This window comes from Brotaphodocola sp. (genome assembly GCF_983179755.1).
On the sequence record NZ_CFAHBC010000003.1, the window covers coordinates 100,854 to 124,361 of the forward strand.

20 protein-coding genes are annotated in these 23,508 nt (G+C 48.4%); all 20 read right to left on the reverse strand.

The genetic code is table 11. From position 1 onward, the window contains the following. Positions 1–92 precede the first annotated feature (92 nt). Positions 93–1,892, reverse strand: coding sequence for an aspartate--tRNA ligase (aspS, locus tag AC4EVX_RS02445; RefSeq protein WP_490159489.1), 1,800 nt, complete (start codon positions 1,890–1,892; stop codon positions 93–95). A 144-nt stretch (positions 1,893–2,036) separates the two neighbouring features. Next, positions 2,037–3,299 carry a histidine--tRNA ligase gene (hisS, locus tag AC4EVX_RS02450; protein WP_177976910.1) on the reverse strand — a complete coding sequence of 421 codons (1,263 nt, stop codon included), beginning with the start codon at positions 3,297–3,299 and terminating at the stop codon, positions 2,037–2,039. Positions 3,300–3,628: 329 nt separating this feature from the next. After that, positions 3,629–4,438: a Cof-type HAD-IIB family hydrolase gene (locus AC4EVX_RS02455; protein ID WP_308450713.1), complete on the reverse strand. Its 810-nt coding sequence runs from the start codon at positions 4,436–4,438 to the stop codon at positions 3,629–3,631. A 107-nt stretch (positions 4,439–4,545) separates the two neighbouring features. Beyond that, on the reverse strand, positions 4,546–5,862 hold the full coding sequence (locus tag AC4EVX_RS02460; protein WP_490159490.1) for an ABC transporter substrate-binding protein: 1,317 nt from the start codon (positions 5,860–5,862) through the stop codon (positions 4,546–4,548). Positions 5,863–6,165: 303 nt separating this feature from the next. Then, positions 6,166–6,894, reverse strand: coding sequence for a response regulator transcription factor (locus tag AC4EVX_RS02465; RefSeq protein WP_177976913.1), 729 nt, complete (start codon positions 6,892–6,894; stop codon positions 6,166–6,168). A gap of 1 nt (position 6,895) precedes the next feature. After that, complete coding sequence (locus AC4EVX_RS02470; protein WP_490159491.1) at positions 6,896–8,272, reverse strand: sensor histidine kinase; 1,377 nt, start codon at positions 8,270–8,272, stop codon at positions 6,896–6,898. Continuing rightward, complete coding sequence (locus AC4EVX_RS02475; protein WP_177976915.1) at positions 8,250–9,212, reverse strand: substrate-binding domain-containing protein; 963 nt, start codon at positions 9,210–9,212, stop codon at positions 8,250–8,252. The genes AC4EVX_RS02470 and AC4EVX_RS02475 overlap by 23 nt, the downstream gene beginning before the upstream one ends. A gap of 528 nt (positions 9,213–9,740) precedes the next feature. Continuing rightward, positions 9,741–10,049 carry a hypothetical protein gene (locus AC4EVX_RS02480; RefSeq protein WP_308450718.1) on the reverse strand — a complete coding sequence of 103 codons (309 nt, stop codon included), beginning with the start codon at positions 10,047–10,049 and terminating at the stop codon, positions 9,741–9,743. 161 nt (positions 10,050–10,210) lie between these two features. Beyond that, positions 10,211–11,023, reverse strand: a complete 813-nt coding sequence (locus tag AC4EVX_RS02485; RefSeq protein WP_177976917.1) for a PTS system mannose/fructose/sorbose family transporter subunit IID — start codon at positions 11,021–11,023, stop codon at positions 10,211–10,213. Then, the gene (locus tag AC4EVX_RS02490; protein WP_177976918.1) at positions 11,024–11,866 is read right to left on the reverse strand and encodes a PTS mannose/fructose/sorbose/N-acetylgalactosamine transporter subunit IIC; all 843 of its coding nucleotides are present in this window, start codon (positions 11,864–11,866) and stop codon (positions 11,024–11,026) included. A 51-nt stretch (positions 11,867–11,917) separates the two neighbouring features. Beyond that, positions 11,918–12,409, reverse strand: coding sequence for a PTS sugar transporter subunit IIB (locus AC4EVX_RS02495; RefSeq protein ID WP_177976919.1), 492 nt, complete (start codon positions 12,407–12,409; stop codon positions 11,918–11,920). Positions 12,410–12,599: 190 nt separating this feature from the next. Continuing rightward, positions 12,600–13,031, reverse strand: coding sequence for a PTS sugar transporter subunit IIA (locus tag AC4EVX_RS02500; RefSeq protein ID WP_177976920.1), 432 nt, complete (start codon positions 13,029–13,031; stop codon positions 12,600–12,602). A 245-nt stretch (positions 13,032–13,276) separates the two neighbouring features. Continuing rightward, the gene (hemZ, locus tag AC4EVX_RS02505) at positions 13,277–14,782 is read right to left on the reverse strand and encodes a coproporphyrinogen dehydrogenase HemZ (protein ID WP_490159492.1); all 1,506 of its coding nucleotides are present in this window, start codon (positions 14,780–14,782) and stop codon (positions 13,277–13,279) included. A 76-nt stretch (positions 14,783–14,858) separates the two neighbouring features. Further along, entirely contained in the window at positions 14,859–15,509 is a 651-nt protein-coding gene (locus AC4EVX_RS02510) for an MBL fold metallo-hydrolase (RefSeq protein ID WP_490159493.1), read from the reverse strand. 98 nt (positions 15,510–15,607) lie between these two features. Then, positions 15,608–17,887, reverse strand: coding sequence for a RelA/SpoT family protein (locus AC4EVX_RS02515; RefSeq protein WP_308450721.1), 2,280 nt, complete (start codon positions 17,885–17,887; stop codon positions 15,608–15,610). Positions 17,888–18,049: 162 nt separating this feature from the next. Next, positions 18,050–19,081, reverse strand: coding sequence for a dihydrodipicolinate reductase (locus tag AC4EVX_RS02520; protein ID WP_177976924.1), 1,032 nt, complete (start codon positions 19,079–19,081; stop codon positions 18,050–18,052). Between the two features lie 141 nt (positions 19,082–19,222). Further along, positions 19,223–20,065 carry a MerR family transcriptional regulator gene (locus AC4EVX_RS02525; RefSeq protein WP_177976925.1) on the reverse strand — a complete coding sequence of 281 codons (843 nt, stop codon included), beginning with the start codon at positions 20,063–20,065 and terminating at the stop codon, positions 19,223–19,225. A gap of 178 nt (positions 20,066–20,243) precedes the next feature. After that, the gene (locus AC4EVX_RS02530; protein ID WP_177976929.1) at positions 20,244–20,870 is read right to left on the reverse strand and encodes a precorrin-8X methylmutase; all 627 of its coding nucleotides are present in this window, start codon (positions 20,868–20,870) and stop codon (positions 20,244–20,246) included. Positions 20,871–20,963: 93 nt separating this feature from the next. Beyond that, positions 20,964–22,559, reverse strand: a complete 1,596-nt coding sequence (locus tag AC4EVX_RS02535) for a cobyric acid synthase (protein WP_490159516.1) — start codon at positions 22,557–22,559, stop codon at positions 20,964–20,966. 118 nt (positions 22,560–22,677) lie between these two features. Then, positions 22,678–23,460 carry a precorrin-4 C(11)-methyltransferase gene (cobM, locus tag AC4EVX_RS02540; protein ID WP_490159494.1) on the reverse strand — a complete coding sequence of 261 codons (783 nt, stop codon included), beginning with the start codon at positions 23,458–23,460 and terminating at the stop codon, positions 22,678–22,680. Between the last annotated feature and the right edge of the window lie 48 nt (positions 23,461–23,508).

The window sequence follows — 23,508 nt, forward strand, 5'->3', positions numbered from 1 at the left end:
ATTAAAACAAAAAGCAGAAGAGAAATCTCCGATCAATTTAATCTGAGATTTCTCCCCTGCCAACTTACGTTTACATTTTGTTTTTCTTATTCTTATTCCTCAGTCTCTTCCGGCTTCTCGATCTCGATGCCAAGCTCCTTAAGCTGTTTCGGATCTACTGGGGTCGGAGCCTCGGTCATCATACAGGATGCATCCTTTACCTTCGGGAATGCGATCACTTCACGGATGCTGTCGCAACCGCCCATCAGCATAGCTACACGGTCAAGACCGTAAGCCAGACCAGCGTGAGGCGGAACTCCGTACTTAAATGCTTCAAGCAGGAAACCGAACTGATCCTGCGCACGCTCCGGTGTGAAGCCAAGAACCTCGAACATCTTGGACTGGATGTCGCTCTGGTGAATTCTGACAGAACCACCGCCAAGCTCGGTACCGTTCAGAACGATATCGTAAGCCTTTGCGCGAACTGCGCCCGGGTTTGTGTCGATCATCGGCCAGTCTTCCTCCATCGGCATTGTGAATGGATGGTGCATAGCCACATAACGGTTCTCCTCCTCGGAGTACTCGAGTAACGGGAACTCGGTTACCCACAGGAACTTGAAATCGTCTTTCTTTAAGAGATCCTTCTGTCTTGCGATCTCAAGACGCAGAGCGCCAAGAACATCCCATACAACCTTGTTCTTGTCTGCTGCGAACAGAAGCAGGTCGCCCGGCTTTCCGTCCATTGCCTTTACAAGAGCATCCATCTGCTCCTCGGTCATGAACTTTGCGAACGAAGACTTTAAGGAACCATCCTCGTGGATTGCGATATATGCCAGACCCTTTGCGCCGTAGCCCTTTGCAAACTCTACGAGTGCATCGATCTTCTTTCTCGGCATTCCGCCCTCGCCCTCAGCGTTGATACCGCGAACAGAACCACCGTTCTCAAGAGCGTTCTTAAATACAACGAAGTCACAGTCCTTTACAACCTCAGATACGTTCTTTAACTCCATGCCGAAACGAAGATCCGGCTTATCGGAACCAAAGCGATCCATAGCCTCCTGCCAGGTCATACGCTGAATCGGAAGCGGAATCTCTACGTTTAACAGCTCCTTGAACAGCTTGTGAAGCAGGCGCTCATTGACATCGAGAACATCCTCAACATCGACGAAGGAAAGCTCCATATCGATCTGGGTGAACTCCGGCTGACGGTCTGCACGAAGATCCTCATCACGATAGCAACGTGCTAACTGGAAATAACGGTCATATCCGGAGCACATCAGCAACTGCTTGAACAGCTGTGGGGACTGCGGAAGTGCGTAGAAGGAACCCGGATGAACACGGCTCGGTACAAGGTAATCTCTTGCGCCCTCCGGAGTGCTCTTGATCAGGGTCGGGGTCTCGATCTCAAGAAATCCCTCTTCTGCAAGGAACTGTCTCGTCAGGATTGCGATCTTGCTGCGCAGGATCAGATTTCTCTGGATATCCGGGCGACGCAGGTCCAGATAACGATATTTCAGACGAAGCTCCTCTTTCGTCTTGGAGTTCTCCTCAATCGGGAAAGGCGGGGTCTCAGACTCAGAGAGAATTCTCAAGCTCTCTGCGCGAACCTCGATTGCACCGGTTGCCAGATTCTCATTCACACCGCCGGAACGAGCCTCAACACGTCCGGTTACTGCAATTACGAACTCACTTCTGAGCTTCTCTGCCTTTGCAAAGCTCTCTGCTCCGCAGTCGCTCTCCTCAAAAATAATCTGCAAAATACCAGAACGGTCACGTAAATCTACGAAAATGATACCGCCCTTGTTTCTGCTCTTCTGTACCCAACCCATGACAGTCACATTCTGACCGACATTGGCAAGGCTAAGCTCTCCGCATCGATGGGATCTTTTCAGTCCCTGCATTGACTCTGCCATCTCAAAATCTCCTTTTATCTTCAGGCGAAATTGCTTTTGCCTGTTAATCACTTTTTCTTTCGACTATGTCTTACCCCTGTTACGGGTAAAATTTTTATTTCATTTTCATAGTCTATTGGTGCTGACAAACGAAATCCTACAATCCTACTTCAGTGCCTCGCGGTAAAACTCAACGAACTCGGTGTAGCCTTCCTTGTTCAGCTGTTCCTTCTGGAACTTCTTGTTCTTGTTCATCTGAGAAACAAGAACCTGAACACCGGCACTGCGCTCTTTCATAGCCTGCTTCATGATCTCGGAAAGACGCTTTGCATCCATTCCCTTCTCAATCAGATAAGCCTTGCGCTCTGCCTGATTCTCCACCTTACCGCCCTGATCCATCAGGATCGTAACGATTCTCTCAAAACCGATGGAAAATCCACATGCCGGGGTGTCCTGACCAGTGAACTTGCCGATCATTTTGTCGTAACGACCGCCACCTGCAACGGAACCGCCAAATCCCTCCATCGAAACTTCGAAGATCGTTCCGGTGTAGTAGGACATTCCACGCACGAGAGTCGGGTCAAATGCGAGCTTGAACTCGGTCTCTGCGACATCGGTAACGGTATCCATGATATTTGCAAGGTTCTCAGAAACGCTCTCCGGCATCACATCTGCGAGAATCTTTCCGAGAGCGCGCACACCCTCTGCATTGTCAGTCACCTGACCGAGCAGGTCTGCGTACTTCTCAACAGCATCCTGTGCATAGCCATTCTCAAGCAGTTCTGCCTTTACGCCGTCCATGCCGATCTTATCCATCTTATCAAGCGTGATGAAAACCTGATCGAGGCTGTCCTCTGCAAATCCGCAGTGGAGTGCCATTCCCTTTAAGATACCGCGGTCGTTGATACGAACCGTAAATGCGTTGTCCGGGCAGATTCTTCCGAGAGCTGTCGTCGTAGCCAGAATCAGCTCGATCTCTGCCATGCTCGACGGGTCGCCGAGAATGTCGATGTCACACTGGGTAAACTGACGGAAACGTCCCTTCTGCGGGCGGTCAGCTCTCCAAACACTTCCCATCTGAAGCGCCTTGAACGGTGCCGGGAGCTGGGATGCGTTGTTGGAATAATAGCGGGAAAGCGGAAGTGTCAGATCGTAACGCAGACCGCTGTCGGTCAGATCGTTCTCGGTCTCTGCGGTCTCAAGATTCAGCTTCTCACCGCGCTTTAAAATCTTGAAGATCAGCTTCTCATTGTCTCCGCCCTGCTTGCTCGTCAGGTTCTCGATATGCTCCACGCACGGAGTCTCAATCTGCGTAAATCCAAATCCCTGGTAGGTCTGACGGATCTGCTCCATCACAAAATTTCTGACCTGCATCTCCGCAGGCAGAATATCTCTCATGCCGGTAACCGGCTTCTTTTTCAGTGCCATGCTTCTTCTCCATCTTCTTATCGCCGAAATATCCATCTCCATCAGGATTCACATTTTTGTTTTTCCCTTTCATCGGAGGACTTGATCTGCCCGTGAATCCTAATATTTTCATGTACATCCTGGCGGTTGTCAATTACACATTCGCCTTACGATTATACTATTCCCTCCCACAAAATGCAATCCTGACCTTGCGTTTCCTCTCCATTTTTTCCAAAAAATCCTGTTTTCTTGAATACATTTATTGTATCTACTTCAGAATTTATTCCCAAATATTAATCCCAAATATCCTAGTATTATTGCTTTAATATTTATATTCTTCTGCTCCCCATCTACCCAAAAATCTCCCGAAGACCGGCGAGCACACCCTCCTCATCATTTTTGCAGGTCACAAACTTTGCGGATTTTCTGACCTCCTCCGGGGCATTTCCCATCGCATAGCCAAATTTTGCAGTCGCGATCATTCCCATATCGCTCTCTCCGTCGCCGAATGCACCTGCCTGCTCTGCGGTCAGCCCCAGCTTCTCACACAGCGCCTCAAGTGCAACAGACTTCTTCACTCCGTTCTCGGTGACCTCAAGATATTCCGCATTCGACGCTGCCACCTGAAGATCCGGAAATGCTTCGCGCAGGCGAACAGCAAGACGCTTCATCTGCTCCGGCTCTCCCATCAGCAAAAACTTGTGTATTCCGCCGTCCTCTGCAAAAACTTTCTCGATCGAACCGATCTCCGCCGAAAATCCCACGATTGCTTCCTCTCTCTGCTCTCTCGCATCCTCCCGATTATCCACAATCCACTTTTCAAATCCGAATGTATTACAGCAAACCTCCGGGAATTCTTTTTCTAAGAGATGTTTGAGTTCCACTGCGGTATCTAACGGGATCTGACAGCTGTAAAGAGGCCTCTCATCCTGATCCAGAATCAATGCCCCGCAAAAGCAGATCATCGGCGCATGATTTCCGATTTTTCTCTTAATCACACGAACACCTTCCGGGGAGCGCGCCGAAGTCAGAACAAACGGAATTCCGTCCTTTTCCATCTCAAGAATCATCTCCTTCGTTCCCGGAGTCACAACCCCATCCGAGGTGAGGATCGTTCCATCAATGTCACTGAATACAATTTTGCAATAGTTCTTTTTCATAATTCCCTCGTCTCCTTTATCTTTTTATTTCATTTTTATCTCATTTTATCTTATCGATCACTTAATGACCGTTGCCCTTAATTAGATAAATGAATTTCCGTTGTGATCTACCTCGTCTCATTTTTGAGCAGGTTATTGATCTCTCTCTGCAATTTCAGAAGTTTTGTATCTAAAGCCACTCCATCATCGACCATCTCCTGAATCCTCTGGTCTGCGATCTCCATTGCATCCTGATACCCGACAAAATGTGGCATCGTCTGCGCACACTCCATTGCGTCACGCACCACTTCCATGTTGGTATCTTCCGCCTGAATCTGCTCCACCGCCTCCCGAATTACCGGAAGACCTGAATCTGACTCCGGAATCTGGCTCTGCGTCTCGAGATCATAGCAGAGTTCCTTTAAAAATTCCCACGCAAGACGTTCCTGCTTTGTCCGACTGCTGATTCCCATCAAAAGTGTATACAATGCCGTTTTTCCCGAACCACTCGTCTTCTGAGGCATGGAAACACAGTCCCATTCAAATTCTGAATATTTTTTAATTCTCCACGGATAGGGCTTGTACGTCTTGTACTCCGCATACGTCATCGGCTGAAACGCAACATTTCCCTGATCAAAGTCCTTTGATGTCACGATATGCCCCTGATCAAGAGCCCGAAGCGAAATCAGAAAACGCACTGCCTCCTCCACTTTCTGATCTCCGAAAAAAGAAGTCTTTCCGTTTTCGTCAAACAACTCGACTCCCGAGGCGCGCATCGCATACTGCCAGTCGTAACCAAGAACTCCGTACTGATCGAATTTTCCATCTCCATTTAAATCCTGAGTAACCTGCTGACAAATATCAAAAAATGTTTCCCAGGTCCAGTTTCTCCTTGGCATCATAATCTCCGCCCGATCGAGAAGCGTTCGGTTGACAAACATCAGCGTCGGGACACACTCATAGGGCAGGGCATACTGCCCATTTCTCGCTGTTCCGCCCGCGAAAGCAGCCGAATAATAATCCTCTTTTGCAAAATTCAGATCCTCGCGAATCTGTCTGTCGAGATTCTTTAAAATATTCAGAGAGATCAGATTCTCCATCTCCCCGTCCGGAATCATGAAGACATCCGGCTCTTCCCCGAGAAGCACCTGCTCAGACAGCCACTCAATATAGTCCTCCTTGAGCACACCGCTTGTATACTCCACCTTCACTCCCGGATATTTCTTCTCAAACCGCTCAATCGCATCATCGATAATCTGATAGCAGTCACCATTCGGCACATCCCAATAACTTCCAGCAAACATTCCGAACTTTAGCGTGACAGTCTGATTCCGCTTTCTCTGAAGCGCCCAGACTCCAGCAAACAAGATCACCACTGCCAGAATTCCTATGATTACGGTATAAATCCCGACTTTCTTTTTCTCTTCCCCTGCTGTCTCTCCCATCGCTTTCTCTCCCGGTTTCCTGTTTCCTGTCTGTTTCAATCTATTTCTGTCTGTTCCTGTCGTCCCAAATTATCGCTCTTATCTCTGTTATTTCTCTTCCTGCTATTTGCTTTATTATCGATGTTATGTTGTGTTGTTGTCTACCTATCGTTTTTATCTTATTTATGAGAAATCCTAACTGTTCCGTAGGTCTGCGCACTTGTTGTGCTGACCGTAAAAAAACATAGGCTAGAAGGCAAAAATCCCATCGGCGCAGCCGATCTGGAATGGATTTTTGCTCATAACTATGAAGGTACTGAATAGTTATGAGAAATCCTTCTTTGTCACGCCGGTCTGCACTGCCCAGATCGCAAGCTGAGTCCGGTCTCTGAGATCGAGTTTACTCAAAATCGAGCTCAAATTGTTTCGGATCGTGCCCTCAGAGAGATTGAGTGCGACCGCAATCTCTTTGTTCGATCTGCCGTATCCTACCTGCTGAATCACTCGCCACTCCGTCTTGGAAATATCCTCGACAAAACGGCTGTCGACATGGATTCCGTAATCGCCCTGTGCCATCTGAGAAAATAGGCGCACAACCTTGACCGCAATATCCGGATTGATCATCGCCTTTCCGCTGTAAACTGTGCGGATCGCATTTGTGAGTTCCGCCATTGAGACACCTTTAAGTAAATATCCGCTCGCTCCATATTTCAACGCATTGTATACATACTCGTCATCATCAAAGGTAGTCAGAATAATAATCTTGATGCTCGGATAATTCTCCTTGATGATCTGTGTACAGGAAACCCCGTCCATCTCTGGCATTCGCACATCCATCAGAATCACATCGGGCTTTTCCCCGCGCACCGCACGGATAACCTCACGCCCATCTGCCACAGGTGTCATCACTTCCATATCTTCATTTGCGGACAAAATAATCTGAAGGCTGTCCCGAAGCAGGGCCTGATCGTCCGCAATCAAAATCTTGATTTTTTCTTTTCCACTGATTCCCTTTTCATTGATTCTTCTTTCATTGATCTCTTTTTCACTCATCTCAGTTTCGTTCTCCCCATCTGATCGGAATATTTGCCGCAACCAAAAATCCACTCTCACTGCTACACTCAAGTGTTCCATTGAGCATTGCAAGGCGTTCTCTCATGTGTTTTAAACCAAATCCCGGTTTTACTTCCGAGCATCCACAGCCATTGTCCTTCACGGCAATCGTGAGCCACTGATCGACCTTGCTGATTCCGATCTTTATGTAGCTCGCCTTTCCGTGACGGATCGCATTTGTTGTGGCTTCCTGAATCACCCGGTAAATCACTTCCTCCTCATCTTCGTGAAAATTCAGCGGATGCACCTGATTGTCAAAAACAATCTCGACCTTCGCCGTCTCCCCCATATCTTTGAGCATTTTTCGAATTGCATCTTCAAGTTCCAGTTTTTCCAGTGCATCCGGGCGCAGACTGTTCATCGATCTTCTGACATCCGTCATTCCCTCACGCGCGACCTCAGACACTTTCTCAAGCTGTTTTTTTGCGGAATCGGGAGCAATATCCATCATCATCACCGCGGCATCCAATCCGGCAATGATTCCGGTGAGCGCATGACCAAGTGTATCGTGAATTTCTCTCGCAAGACGGTTTCTCTCTCGAACTTCTGCATTCTTCTCCGCCTCAATCGCATAACTTTTGAGCTTTCGGTTTGCCAGCTCGAGCTGACCATTCAGAGACTGAATTCGCTCCCTCTCCCGGTATTCCTCCTGAATCAAAAGTGCCGTGTACCAGATAAACAGCACAAGGTTTGTGGAAACCAGTATACTTCGGATACTCTTCAAAACTGCCTGCATATCTGTCTCAAAAACAGCCAGAAACATATCCCAGGAGATCATGAAAAATCGCTCTCCGACAAGATCAAAATCAAGCACCGTGGACAGAATAACAACCGAGAGTCCAAACATCAATTTCTGGTTTCCTCCGCGCTCTCCGCGCATCATATCCGCTGCCATCACAAGAACAAGTCCATTGTATGCCAGATTCATTCCCGCTCCCGCGACAATACAGGCGACAATCTCAATCTCAAGAAAAAGCGGTCGAAGTTCCTCCCACTCTCCTTCGCACTTCCGGCTCAGACTTCCAAACATGACAAAAGCAAGATAGCCCAAAATTGAATAACTGATCATCTGATCCGGTTTCCACGGTCTGATCTTCACATTCCTGAGAAATTCCGCGGCTTCCATCCGTCCAACGACACTCCACAGCGAATATGCCATCACACTGCTGACAAAACACACCGCAATAAAATTGACTACATAGATTGCAACCTGAAGTCGGGAAATCAGAGATTCTCGCTTTTCTCCCTGTGTCATCTCCCGCGCCTTCGCCGGTGTAGTTGCCTCTCTCATCTTGCTACTGCCATCCATCCGTCCCATATTCCTCCAGATTCTCTATCGTCACAAGCTCTGTCTGTACAAGAACACGTTTTGGAATCTCTTCCCCATCAAAAAATCGATAAATCACGTCCGCAGCCATTCTTCCAATTTTTCTCGGAAACTGCGCCGATGTCGCCGTCATGATCCCTTCCGCAATCATTCCTTTTCCATCCGGAGAACCATCGACCCCATAGACGAGAATCTTTCCGTCCTTTCCCTGCTCTTTCAGCGCTGCCATGCTTCCCATCGCTGCTAAATCATTCAGACACATGATCACATCTGCATCCGGATGTTCCTCCAACAGTTTCTCGGTCGCCGGCATTGCAAGCTCCAGCTGACCAAGGCAATCCGCCTCATCAAGAATCTGATACTGCGGATAATCCGCAAGCGCATCTTTAAACCCCTGAATGCGGTCGATTCCTGACTTTGCCACGCTGTGACTGAGCAAAAGAATCTTTGCACTCTCCCGTGTCTCCATCAAATGCTGTGCACAGAGCTGTCCCGCGCGATAATTGTCCGAGATCACCGTACAGCGCACAAGATCATCGTCATAGACATCACTGTCCACCACGATCACCGGAATCCCCGCCTTTTTTGCCTCCTCAAGCGCCGGTGTGATCTCCTTCCAGTCCACCGGATTGACAAAAATTCCAGAGACATTCAAATCCACAAATTCCCGGATCTGATTGATCTGCTTCTCAACATCAAGGGCAGGATCTCTGGTCAGCAACATATCGCCATTTGCCTCAAGGGCATTGCGGATCTCATCATCAATAATCTCATAGAATGGATTGTTCATCGTCATATAAGTAGCGCCGAACTTTCGTCCTGCCCAGTAAAATGCGATCATCTTTCCCGCACTCATGAAAAACCAGATTCCCACGATCAGCAAAATCACACCGACCATGCCCATGAGCACGCTCCTTCTGCGCCCTTCCATCGTTCTCTCTTACCCCCTGTTTCTGATGAATCTGTGAGTATTTTATATGTCATTCATTTCTATCCACATTTTACCATGAGTTCCCGAATTCGGCAATTTTCTATTTTCATAAGTTACTATCTAAGTCTTTTATCATAACTCAGAGTGGATGCGCAGTGATTCTGATGAGAAGATGTCAGCAAAACTGACCAGAATCTCACGACGAGTCTCTGCGACGAAGACGGGAAAGTACATGCAAACCCGTTTTTAACGTCGGTGTTTTAACTGTATTTTTTACAATCCTATGCACCGCTACGTTAAAACTCGGAGCGCGAGCGTGTTTGCATGACTTTCCCCGTCGAAGGAGCTCGCCAATAACGCAATAACGCCTCCTTACCTGACCCCCTAAAAACCCGAAGCGTACCAGCACACTGCAATGTCAGAAAAGGCCAGCACACATTTCCATGTGCGCCAGCCTGGCTGCCCAGAGCACTTCTCAAACCATTTCGAGATGCCCCGATTCACAAATTCTAAAGATAAATCTAATCTTTACAAGTCTCCTGAAATCGGCTGATGAACAGCCTCCAGAATCCTTTTCACGTTCTCTTTTCCATTTTTTCTTCCAGTCCAGATCACAATCGCCATCGCGGAGAATAACACAGCCAATATGATTCCAAATACTCCCCTCAGAGTTCCGGCATTCATATAAAATCCGTTCACAGCCAGAATCACTCCAATCACCGCGATCGATAAACACCCTCTCTGCCAGTTTCCAAGACGTCTCAAGGCATCCATCTGCATCTGCGCTTCTTTGATCAGCATGTTCTGCTCCTGTATGGTCTGTGCGTCTCCACTCATTGCAATCCCTCCGCTTATTTATCTTTTACTTATCTTATTTCTTATCCTTTATCCTTCCGTTAATTTTAAATTTAAATTTTAATTTGTTTTATTCCCGCTCCACTCTCAAAAAATATGGGGAAGAAGAGCGAAGCGGGAACGAACCAAAAATGGGGAGGATGTTAGTAGGACAGACCCGGATCAAAGAATCCAAGAAGTACGCCGACAAATGCGATTATAACGAGAATCAGCATTACCATTGTCGGGGAAATCTTCTTCTTCGTCATCAGCCACCAGCAGAAGATAACGGTCACTGCGGATAAAAGTTTCGGATAAATCTGATCCAGAGTGCTCTGAAGGGTGATAATTCCCGGAATCTCAAAGGAAGTGGAGATGCTGATCCAGCTCGCTGCCACTGCACCGATTACCATTGTACCAACCATGATGATAGAATCACGAATTGCCTGAGCCTGCTCACCTACAAGCAGTTCCACGGCTTTTCCGCCCATCTCATAGCCCTTGGAGTAAGCGAACTTCATTCCAAAAAACATCAAAGCGTTCCATACAACAATATAGAAGATTGCGCCGAGCGGAGAACCACCGCCGGACAGTCCAAGTGCAATTCCTAAAAGGATCGGGATCAGGGTTCCTACGATCAGGGAATCACCGATACCAGCTAAAGGTCCCATCAGACCTGCACGGATACCGTTGATCGTCTCACCGTCGATGCCCTCACCGTTTGCCTTCGCTTCTTCCAGACCTGCTGTGATACCAACTACCAGAGTACCGATCTGAGGCTCTGTGTTGAAGAATGCGGAGTATGTCTTCAATGCTTCCTTCTGCTCTTCCTTCGTGTCATACAGTTCCTGCACAACCGGAAGCATCGCACACAGATAACCGAAGGTCTGCATGTGCTCCTGAGAGAAGCAGGTCAGATTACCGTAAAACCAAGATAAGAAAGATTTATTTAATGTTTTTTTGGAAAGTTTTTTCATTTATATATCCTCCTCATCATCGTCATAGCTTACTGCGCCAGCTACTGCCGGACGAACTTTCAGCATCTGGATCTTGTAGTTAATGACTGCAAAGAATCCACCGATCAGAGCTGCACCGATCAGGTTTACACCCATGCATGCAGCCAGTGTAAATCCAAAGAAGAAGGTCAGGAAATCGGTTGCCTTCGTGATAACCTGTTTCAGCAGGATTGCAACTCCAACTGCCGGAAGAAGGCTACCTACGGTAAACAGCGTCTTCATTGCGATACCATCCATCGGCAGGTAAACTTTCATCAGGTCTACCATGCTCGAACCAGCCATCGTGATGACTACGGTCGGAAGGAAGGAGCAAAGGAAGTGAGACAGCCACGGAAGACCCATATCTACGAGATAGAGTTTCTTGAAATCGCCATCCTCAAGTGCTTTCCAGCCCATGTGCTGCCAAACCAGGTTGACGGTTGCAGTTCCGTAAAAAAGAACGGTTCCGAGGGTTCCTACTGCTGCTCCGAGGGTTGCTGCCATATCTGTTGCCTGCTTGGAAGCCGGATCAATGCCCATTCCCTTGATTGCACAGATTGCAAGAGGAATACCTATGTAGCTGATCGCACGAACATCAGCAGAAACGGTTCCACCCGGAGTTACCAGTGCGATGTAGATAACCTGAATCGCTGCACCTACGATGATGCCCGTCTTCATGTCTCCGAGAACCAGACCTACAATAAGTCCTGCTACGAGCGGACGACCCAGTGTGTAGTTTCCGAATGTCGTGCCTCCAAGACCCGGCATACTGGAAAGACATGCACAGATACCAAGAATGATTGCCTGAATAAGATTAATTTGCATAAATCAATCCCTGCCTTTCAAAAGATTTTTTATTTCCTAAAATCCAGAACTTTAGAATCCAAACTGTCCACGAAACTTCGTCCAGTTTCCGATTGCTTCCTCTTTCAGCAGTGCAAATTCTACACTGTATCCCTTCTGCATGATTGCCTCGAGAGCCTCTGCCTCTTCCTGAGTGATTGACTGGTTATTTCCCAGCTTCGTTGCGCCCGGACGGTCGTTGCACGGTCCGATGATAACGGTCTTTACACCCGGATCAAAGCCCTGATCTACAAGGATCTTTTTCATATCTACCGGATTCTTCGTGATCAGGAAGTAACGATCCTTGCTGTCGAGCACCTTCTGGCATTTTGCCTTCCACTCATCCATTGTCCAAACAAAGGTCTTTTTTCCAGAAGCACTCTTGTACGCTGCCTTCAGAACCGGGTTGGATGCTGCGAGGTCATTGACTGCAACAAGTCCGTCACACGGATACTCCAGCGCCCATCTGGTACAGGTCTGTCCATGAATCATACGGTCATCTACTCTCACAAAAGATACTGACATGATTTTGTCCTCCTTATTTCGCTCAGATTTTATTTTTTATAAGCTCTGATCTTTTTTATAATTTTCTTTTTAATTCTCTTTATAATTTTCGTTTTAATTCTTTTTCTTTACGATCTTTCTTTATAAATTCGATAAGCTCGTTTTCATTTTTCTTGAATTCTCTCACGTTGTCTGTGCTTCACTTAAGCAATTAGATGTCGTCTTCCTCATCGTCGTCGAGCTTCAGCTCCATTTCCTTGATCGCGTCTCTCGACTCAGAAACCAGGCTTGCCTTGAGGCTCTCCGTATCAAGCGCATCCTTCATCAGAGTTGCCGTCAGTGCCATCGGCAAATTCATACCACCGAAAGCCGTTGTCTTTGCGAGCAGTCCCTTTTTCGTCAGCACATCGAGCGCTGTCGTCAGCGGAGAACCGCCGATGATATCTGCGAGCAGGATGATCTCGTCCTCCTCCTTGATCGGCTCAACCAGCTTTCCAAAGTTCTCTGCGAACTCATCTGCACCCATTCCGTCCTGAAGACTGGTGCTCAGGATATCCTCTCGACCGCCACCAGCCAACATGTTTAACACGCTGTGCAGACCCGGTGCAAACGTTCCGTGGCTGACAAGTACGACATATTTCATCTCGTTTTCCCCCTCTTTTTTGTTTTTCTACTTCTTGATTTGTTCTCATCTCTGTACTTTTATTCTACTGATTTTCCATTTTGAAATCATCTGCACTCTGTCACTTCTTTTTGGCACAAAAAAATGACATTTGTCATGTCACCGTGACAAATGTCATTCTCTTTTATATGATCTTTATCCGCTTTCGCGCAAGACAACTTATTCTTGATTTTTTCTATCAAAAAGCATCCAAATGCAATACAAAATTACATCGAAAGCAGTTTGTCTTTTCGCGCAATCATCTCATCGATTCGCTCAATATACTGCTCGACATTCTTGACATTCTCCGCACGCTCAATCCGATTCTCCTCCGGGAAGAGGCGTTTCGTCGTCGTTCCCGCTCCACATGCGATGATCGTCTGCTTCTCCTCCATGATCAGGATGTTGTAGATGCAGGCTTTTCCCGGTAACGCATATCCGACATTCTCAAAGTTGCCTGCCATATTTTTCTGACGATACAGATAATACGGCTCAAGACCAAGCTCGCGCGCATACTTTGCCGTGAGATCAATCATCTCCTGCGTGTTCGTAATCTTTAAATCCTTGTAGACTTCCTTCATCGTGTTCAGACGGGCTGCGCGCTTGATCGCAAGCGAGTGAACCGTGATGCTGTCCGGTGCAAGTGCCTTGACTGCCTCCATCGTCGCCTGAACATCCTCGATGTTCTCCTCCGGGAGTCCGACAATCAGATCCATGTTGATGTTGTCAAATCCAAGCTCTCTCGCCATCGCGAAGCGCTCCTTGACATCCTCAACGGTGTGACGGCGACCGATCAAATCAAGCGTCTCCTGCTTCATCGTCTGCGGATTGATCGAGATTCGCGTGATTCCGTGATCGCGAAGTACCTGCAATTTCTCCCGTGTGATGCTGTCCGGGCGCCCCGCCTCGACTGTGAATTCCTGCACATGAGAGAGATCAAACGTGTTCTCAATCTTTGTGATCAGGCGATCGAGATCCTCCGGGCTCAGCGAAGTCGGCGTTCCACCACCGAAGTAAATCGTCTCGAGACGGCATCCGCGCTTCTTCTCTGCGACATAGTCGAGTTCCTTGAACAGCGCCTCAAAGTACTGGTCCATCTTTCCCTGCCATCTTCCAATCGGGTAGGAAGTGAACGAACAATACAGACACGTTGTCGGGCAGAACGGGATTCCGACATAGAGACTGTATCCGTCGCGATAATCGATGCCGGAGAGAAGCTCACGCTCCTTCTGTGCAATCTCAATGCTCAAGTTGATCTTCTCATTTCCGGTGTAGTATGTCTCCTTCATCTCCCGGCGGATCTCATTTTCTGCCTCGCCCTGTTCAAGTTTCGTCAGTGCGATCTTTGTCGGTCGGATTCCGGTCAGTGTGCCCCACGGAAGCTGTTTGCCCGTTCTCTCCATCAAGAGCAGGTAGAGACGGCGTTTGATCTTATTTTTTGTCTCAAAGCGGTTGTCGTAATCGACCTCAATCGGCTGTTCTCCCTCGATCGCACGGCGCTCCTCGCGCATCTCCGGCTCAAGTTTCAGCTCAGAAAAAGCAAAAAACTGCGGTTCTCCAAACGAAATCACATGGAGAGCGAAGGTCCTTCTGTCGTCTGAGAGTGTTCCCTTGACCGCCAGATTGAGTCCGTCCTGATATTCATGGACAAACGTCTCTCCCGGAAAAAATGCCATCATCAGTTCCCGGATATCCTGCTCGTAAGCATCATCATTCAGTAAAATTCCTATCATCTGTCTACCTCTATCTCTTTATCCCTCTATCGCTCTAATTGCCTCTGTCCGGCTTCCCATTCAAGTCGACTCGACATCAGCGAAAACGAGTATACGACACAACCGGATTGTATTTCTTCTCGTAACCGATCGTCGTCGGATCTCCGTGTCCCGGATAAACCATCGTGTCGTCCGGAAGCACAAAAAGTTTCTCCGTGATCGACTTCACGATCGCCGAAGAGCTTCCAGTCGGAAGGTCTGTCCGTCCCATAGACTCATAAAAGAGCGTGTCTCCGCTGATCAGCACCTGCTCCGACTCCAGATAATAGCAAACGGAACCTGCGGTGTGACCCGGAGTTGCAAGAACCTTCCACTCATCGCCGAGCAGATGAATTACCTGACCATCGCGCAGAAATTCGTCGGCACTCAGCTCCATTCTCTCGGTTCCAAGCGTTCCGGAGAGATTCATCGAGGAATCCTCGAGCAGACGCTCCTCATCCACATGCGCATACACCTGGCAGTGGAACGCACGACGAATGTCCTCCACTGCCAGAATGTGGTCAAAATGACCATGAGTCAAAAGAATCGCGGTCGGCTCCACTCCAAGCTCTCTGCATTTGTTCAGCAGAAATACGCCGTTATCCGCTGGATCTACAATCACAGCCTCCTTCTTTCCCTCATGGTAAATGACGTAACAGTTTGTGCTGATTCCGCCCAGCACATAAGTCTTTATACGAAAATCGCTCATTTCGTTCTCAGCTCCTTTTCTATCATATGGCAAAATCATTTTACATAATTTCATATGATAGGACGCAATTTCCTATCATATGAAAAGAACTGCGGTGGTTAACCCGCAGTCCTCTCAATATCAAGAACGCCTTCAATCTGGCGTAATTTATCGATCAAACGATTCAGTTCTTCCACTCCGTGAATGTCAAATGTCATCACGATCGTCGCTTTGCCCTGCTTGCTCGTCCGCACATTCATCGAGGTGATGTCAATCTGGCGCTCTGTAAATACCTTGGAGATGTCAACGAACATTCCGATTCGGTTGTTCGCATAAATCTGAATCTCCGTCGAGTACTTCTCCTTGCCCTCATCGCTCTCCGGCTGTTGCCACTCTGCATCCATCAGACGCGCTCTCTCATCCTCCGGAAGGTTGATGATGTTAATACAGTCTGTGCGGTGAATCGAGACACCACGTCCACGAGTCACAAAGCCGACAATCTCATCGCCCGGAACCGGACTACAACAGCGTGAGAAGCGAACGGAGAGATCGTGAACACCCTTGACGACAATTCCGCTCTTGGACTTCTTGTTCGATACCGGAACCTTTGCATCCGACTCGGCAAGCGTGTCGAGAACCGTCTTGTCCGTGATCTCCTTCTTCTTTTTCTTCTCCCGCTCCTCAAGCATCTTGTTGATGACTTGACCCTCTTTCAGACCGCCATGTCCGATCGAGGCAAGCACAGAATCCCAGTCCTTGAACGCATAGCGCACCATGACCTTCTCCTGAAACTCCGGCTTGTTGATCTCCGGGTAATTAATGCCCTTCGCCTTACAGTAACGGTCAATCAGCTCACGACCACGAATGATGTTGTCTTCCTTGAGCTCATTCTTGAACCACTGATTGATCTTATTCTTCGCTTGCGTGCTCTTCACGAGAGACAGCCAGTCACGGCTCGGTCCCTTGGAATTCTGAGACGTGATGATCTCAATCTGATCACCATTCTGAATCACATAATCGATGTTGACGAGCTTTCCATTGACACGCGCTCCGACCATCTTGTTGCCGACTGCACTGTGAATCGCGTATGCAAAGTCGATCGGCGTCGATCCACTCGGCAGAGTCTTGACATCACCAGTCGGGGTGAAGCAGTATACACTGTCGGAAAACAAATCGAGATCGCCCTTGACCATGCTGAGGAACTCTTTGGAGTCGTCGGTATCGCGCTGCCACTCCAGAATCTGACGAAGCCAGGACAGCTTTGCCTCCTCGTCTCCGGCTGCAATCTTTCCGCTTCCACTCTCCTTATACTTCCAGTGAGCCGCAATACCGTACTCAGCCGTCCGGTGCATGTCGTAGGTTCTGATCTGAATCTCAAACGGCTGTCCGGTGTTTCCGATCAGTGTCGTATGAAGCGACTGGTACATATTCGGCTTCGGCATTGCAATGTAATCCTTGAAACGTCCCGGAATCGGCTTATACATCTCATGGATGACACCGAGAGCCGCATAACAGTCCTTCACGCTGTCAACAAGAATACGAACTGCAAACAGATCGTAGATCTGATCGAGGGTCTTGTTCTGGTTGACCATCTTCTTGTAAATACTGAAGAAATGCTTTACGCGTCCGACAACCGTCGCCTCGATCGCGGCTTCCTTCATGTGGTCCTGAACCTCATCTACAATCTCCTGAACAAAGGCTTCTCTCGAATCCTTGCGGAGATTAACCTTCTCGACGAGATCAAAATACACATCCGGTTTCAGGAAACGGAAGGAGAGATCATCGAGCTCAATCTTGATCTTGGAAATACCGAGACGATCTGCAATCGGAGCATAGATCTCAAGTGTCTCACGCGCCTTTTCCTTCTGTTTTTCCGGCTTCCAGTACTGTCCGGTTCTCATATTGTGCAGACGGTCGGCAAGTTTTACGATGATAACACGGATGTCTTTCGCCATTGCGAGGAACATCTTTCGCAGGTTCTCTGCCTGAATCTCCACCTTGTCTTTATCCCATGACAGCTGTGTCAGCTTTGTTACTCCATCTACGAGAAACGCTACCTCGGCATTGAACTCCTTCGTGAGTTCATCAAGCGTCATCGCTGTATCCTCCACGACATCGTGAAGCAAACCGGCTGCGATCGTCTCCTTATCCATCTCTAAGTCAGCAAGAATAATCGCAACACAAAGCGGGTGAATGATGTACGGTTCACCCGATTTTCGTTTCTGTCCTTCATGGGCCTCGTCCGCGACTCGGTACGCTTTCTCAATCATCGAAATGTCATCTGACGGATGATATCTGCGAATCGTGCGGACGAGGTCCTTATACAATTCCTCCGGAGTTGTAAAGTCTGCCGGATCTTCCAGTTCTCTCTCAACTTTCTTTGCTTCTTCGTTTGCCATGGGAAAGCCACCTCTTCTGCGCATAAGTTATTATGTATTATAATTATTTTTGTCAAAAAAAGCAAGGGGGAATAAAAATGGGGCGGAGTGCCCCTGCTCATTTGCAGTTGCGCTCCACCCCGTATGGGAATTTCTTCCTATATTTATTACTTATACTTATCTCTACTTATTAAGATAAAACTCCATCGGATACGTCGGATAAGCGATCTCCTCGAGCTGATCCATCGTCACAAGACCTGCCGGTGCACGAAGAACTGCCGGGATTCGGTTGACAATCGTCGCACAGGTATGCTCTACGGTTGCCGGTTTCACAACGTGGAACTCAGTATCCGGCTCGCCTGTGATCTTCCAGTCACACATATCTCCATCATCCGGTCCATATACCTTACCGATACACTGGGTCTCGATCACCGGTCCCTGGAACGTCTCGGTCGTCACAACAGCTGCCATACCGATGCAGTTTCCTTTCGGAATCGTTGTGCCCATCGTGGAGGAGTAGAGATCACTGTCATGGAAATACGGAACACATTTCTGCGTCTGGCTCTTGATCGTCCATCCCATCTTCGATGCAAGTGCCTCGTTCGAGTTCCATACATAGGACGGCTCGATCTCTTCCGGATGTGCAATCTGCTTCTCAAACTCTTCCGGTGTGAGTCCAACACCGTGTGCCTTTGCGAGTGCAAGACCATAGTCCTCTACGTTGTAGCTGACTGCGCCCTCGATCTTCTCGATCTTGTGGCATCCGCCTGCTACCATTCCTACCATATTTACCCAGAAGATGTCTTCCATACCACTTCCAACAAAGGTACAGCCATTCTCTTTCGCGGTCACATCGAGAATATTTGCACGAACTGCATCGGTCGTCCAGCAGTACGTTGCCTCCTCACACGTTGTGATGACGCTGATTCCTCTCGTCAGACACTTCATATAGTGGTCAAAGCAGTCGCTCACAAGACTGAACAGCGTCACTACGGCGATATCTGCATCACACTCATCGAGAACCTTGTCCGCATCGTTGCTGATCAGGATTCCTGTCTTCACACCGATTCCTGCATAATCGCCCACATCCATGCCTACGATCGCCGGATTGTTATCAATCGCGCCTACGATCTGGCAACCGGTTTCATACAGATAACGAAGAATGTATTTGCTCATCTTTCCACAACCATACTGAACGACTTTAATTTTCTCCATACAGAAACCTCCTTCTACGGGCACGACAGGTTTTTTCGTTTTGTTTCATCCCTGTCGCTTTGTTATTTATTTGTCATACCCATAGTATAAGGTCTCATGTCACTTGATGGTCAACTGTGTATTCTGCCCAAATTTCCCCACTTATTTTGTGAAATTTACCGGAACCTGAAGACGCAAAAACATCGAGCGCTTCTCAGTGTCAAACACGTTAAACTCGGTCATCGTCTCGCAGATGTAGTCCCCGGCGATCTCGTATTCCTGATCCTGACAGTACTTCAACAACCGCCCCGCAAATTCCTGTTCATCACTGAACTCATCGAGATAGACACAGGCATACATTCCATTCTCGATCATCTCAACCTCATTGCGGAGCGGAAAATGCTCATCCACAAAGACGAAAATCTTGTTTGAGACGAAACGCTGTTGCAGAAAATCCTCTTTTTTCAGCACGGTTCCGGCGTTACAATAATAAACCGGTGGGACATTGTGCTCCAAAAGTCTCATTTTCAGCTTTTTTAAGATCACCTCGTAGGTGTCAATATCGTGGTCGTAAAAATTGAGATCCGTCTCAATCCCGTAAATTTTTCTCGGACGGATATACTCTAAAGTAAATGTCCCTCTCTTTGGAGACTTTCGGTAGCGCTCCATACTCTCGATCGCCCGGTCAATCGCATCCCTCTGCACTTTTCTCTGCTCAATCTCCGCAATTGTCTGCTCCCGCTTTTTGATCAGAACCGCCTCAATTTTACGAAGATCCTCCGAAGCAAGCACTTCCTGAATTTCCCTGAGTTCCATTCCGAGTTCTTTCATGTACTGAATCATGTCCAGCCTTGCATTCTGGCGAATATCATAGTAACGATAATGCGTGTTCGGATCGGTGTAACAAGGGTGCAGAAGTCCCACAGAATCATAAAATCGAAGCGTCGGAATCGAAATATTGTTGATTTTTGCCATCTCTCCGATACTCAAATATTTGTAAGCCATCTGCTTTTCCCCCTCTTCTCTCCTGTTTTTTTCCATTTTCGGACAACACCAGACATCCGCTTTGCACATATCAACGCATAAACGGTCGGACCTAATACGCCCGAAAAACTCTCATGCAACTTGAGAGTTTTGCTCTCTTTTTTCGTTTATCAAAAGACAATATATTTCAATCAAATCTCTACCGAGTCCCCGGAATCTGATACATCAGTGCATTACAGATCGCAGCCACGATGTTGCTTCCACCTTTTCGTCCTCTCGCGACGATGCAGGGAACATCAAGACCGCAGATCAGTTCCTTCGATTCCACGACGTTGACGAATCCGACCGGCGCTCCAATGATAAATGCCGGCGAGATCGTTCCCTCCTGAATCATCTCATAGAGGCGAATCAGCGCAGTCGGCGCATTTCCAACCGCAAAGATTACCGGTCCTTCCAGCTTTCCCGCATGCTCCATGCTGACAACCGCCCGCGTCACCCCTCTCTCTTTCGCCTCTCTTGCGACATCGGGATCTGCCATAAAACAACGAACGCTCGCATTGAGTGCGCTCAGCGCGCGCTTGTTGATGCCCGCCATTCCCATATTGGTATCGGTCACGATCGTCGCACCCGCCTTTAAGAGTTCAATCGCCCGCTCCACCGCATGATCAGAAAAATACAGATTTTCTGCATAATCAAAATCGGCGGAGGTGTGGATGCATCGCTTCACAACAAGGAGTTCCCCGGGTGTCCAGTTTCCTTTTGGCATCTCCGACTCGATGATCTGCATGCTTCTCGTCTCAATCTCCTCCGGCTTTACCCATTCCATCTGTTCAAACACGTCTCTGCCTGTCCTTTCTTAAATTTATCGCTTGACTCGTAATTTCAATTTCTTACTTTCCTTATTTCGAAGCTCTGCGTTTCAGCACTCCTTGCGATCAAACCCCATGATCCGATAAATCGCCTCCATATCAAGGGATTCGCGAACGAGGTCTGCGAGCTTGTCGTACTGACGCTGTTTATAGGATTCCTGACTCTCCGTCGTCATCTCCAGAGAGATTCCCTTCTTCTTTGCCAGTTTCTCAAGAAGCGCCTCCGTCAATTCTTCATTGTCAAACAATCCGTGCAGGTAGGTGCCGAGCACAAGACCATCCTCACGCTCAAGTCCCTCCCAGTTTTGACTCTCCCATGTTTGTGAAGTCTGCACCTGACGCTCCTGATCATGGAAACTCTCAGTTCCATTCTCCTTTTCTGTCTGCTCCGGATTTCTCGCAAAGATCGGCTTTGCCTTTCCGGTCAGCTCTGTAATTCCCATATGAATCTCATATCCGGTGATTCTCGTTCCCACATCACACTTTTCAAACATTCCGGTATTCTTGCAAAGAATAACCTCCGTCTGACCGCGCGTCTTTCTTTGCTCAAAGACTGTCCGCGCCGGGAGAAGCCCCATTCCGCGGATGATTCTGCCCTCCTCGCCCTCAACTCCATTTGGATCTGAGAGCTGTTCTCCGAGCATCTGGTATCCTCCGCAGATTCCGATCACTGGAACACGATCAAATTCCGTCTTTCGGAGGATTGCCGGTTCCAATCCGCTCTCCCTCAGCCAGATCAGGTCCGAAATCGTATTCTTTGTTCCCGGAAGAAGAATCAGATCGGGATTACCAAGCTGAGAAGCTCTCTCAACGTAGCGCAGCTGTACGCCCGGATGACGCTCAAGCGCATTGAAATCCGTGAAATTGGAAATATGAGGCAACCGAATCACGGCAAGGTCAAGACCACCTTTTATCATCTCCTCCGAGCCCGTTCTTGTCAGGCGGTCAGACAGGCTGTCCTCATCGTCGAGGTCGATCTGCTCCATCGGAATCACACCGATCACCGGAATGTGAAGTTTTTCCTCAATCATCCGAAGTCCCGGCTCAAGGATTTTTTTGTCTCCGCGGAATTTGTTGATCACAAGTCCTTTGATACGCGCCTGTTCCCTCGGCTCAAGCAGACTGACGGTTCCATACAGAGAGGCAAAAACTCCACCACGGTCAATATCTCCGACAAGGATGACCGGCGCATCGACGAGCTCTGCAAGTCCCATATTCACGATGTCGTTGTCTCTGAGATTGATCTCTGCCGGACTTCCTGCTCCCTCGATCACAATCGCGTCAAACTTCTCCTCCAGTTTTCCAAACGCTTCCTTCACAGCAGGAATAAATTCCGGTTTTCTCCGATAATAATCCATCGCGCGCAGATTTCCGTAGACCTCACCATTTACAATGACCTGGCTTCCCATCTGGCTCGTCGGCTTTAAGAGAATCGGGTTCATCTCAACCGTCGGCTCAATCCCTGCCGCCTCCGCCTGCATCGCCTGCGCTCGCCCGATCTCAAGTCCATTTTTTGTGATGTAGGAATTCAGCGCCATATTCTGAGATTTAAACGGAGCCGTGCGGTATCCGTCCTGCTTCAGGATCCTGCACAGTCCTGCGACAAGAAAACTCTTTCCCGAATTGGACATCGTGCCCTGAACCATGATTTTTCGCGCTAAAGGCTTTTCTGCGATGTCACCTGATATGTCGCCTACCACGTCACCTGTCACGTTATCCGTTATGTTATCTATGATGTCCGCTGTCATCTTGCGCTCGTTCATCTTATTTTCCGTCATGTTGTTCTCCATCATGCTTCTTTGCCTCCCTAAACTCATGCGTAAAATTCTCATCGTAAAGTTTGGAGAGTGCAAAATCATCCCCGAGAAATCTTCCGACAACCACAAGCGCCGTCTTTCGGATTCCCGCCTCTTTGACCTTCGCATCGATGTCGGTGAGCATTCCTCTCACAATCTTCTGATCCGGCCAGGATGCTTTGTATACAACCGCGACCGGCGTCTCCTCCGGGTATCCGCCCTCAATCAGTCGTCCAACAAGCTGGTCGAGCTGACCGACACTCAAGAAAATGACCATCGTCGCCTGATGGGACGCAAGTGCCTCAATCTTTTCCCGCTCCGGCACCGGTGTGCGCCCTTCCATTCTCGTCAGGATCACGGTCTGGCTGACCTCCGGAAGCGTGTACTCGCGCTTGAGCACCGCTGCGGTTGCAAGAAATGAGCTGACTCCCGGAACCACCTCATACGCGATTCCAAGCTCATCAAGACGCACCATCTGCTCGCGGTGAGCACCATAGATCGACGGATCACCGGTATGGACGCGCGCCACCTGCTTTCCTTCTGCCTCTGCCTGCTTCATCACCTCGATCACCTCCGAGAGCGTCATTCCCGCACTGTTGTAAATCTCGGCAGTCGGCTTTGCCCCGGCAAGCACCTGCGGATTAACTAAAGATCCCGCATAGATAATCACATCCGACTCCTCGATCAATCGTTTTCCTTTTATAGTGATCAGCTCCGGATCGCCCGGTCCCGCTCCGATAAAATAAACCATTTCGCTGTTCTCCTTTCCTCTGTCCCACACTTCTTTTTTCTTTGTTCA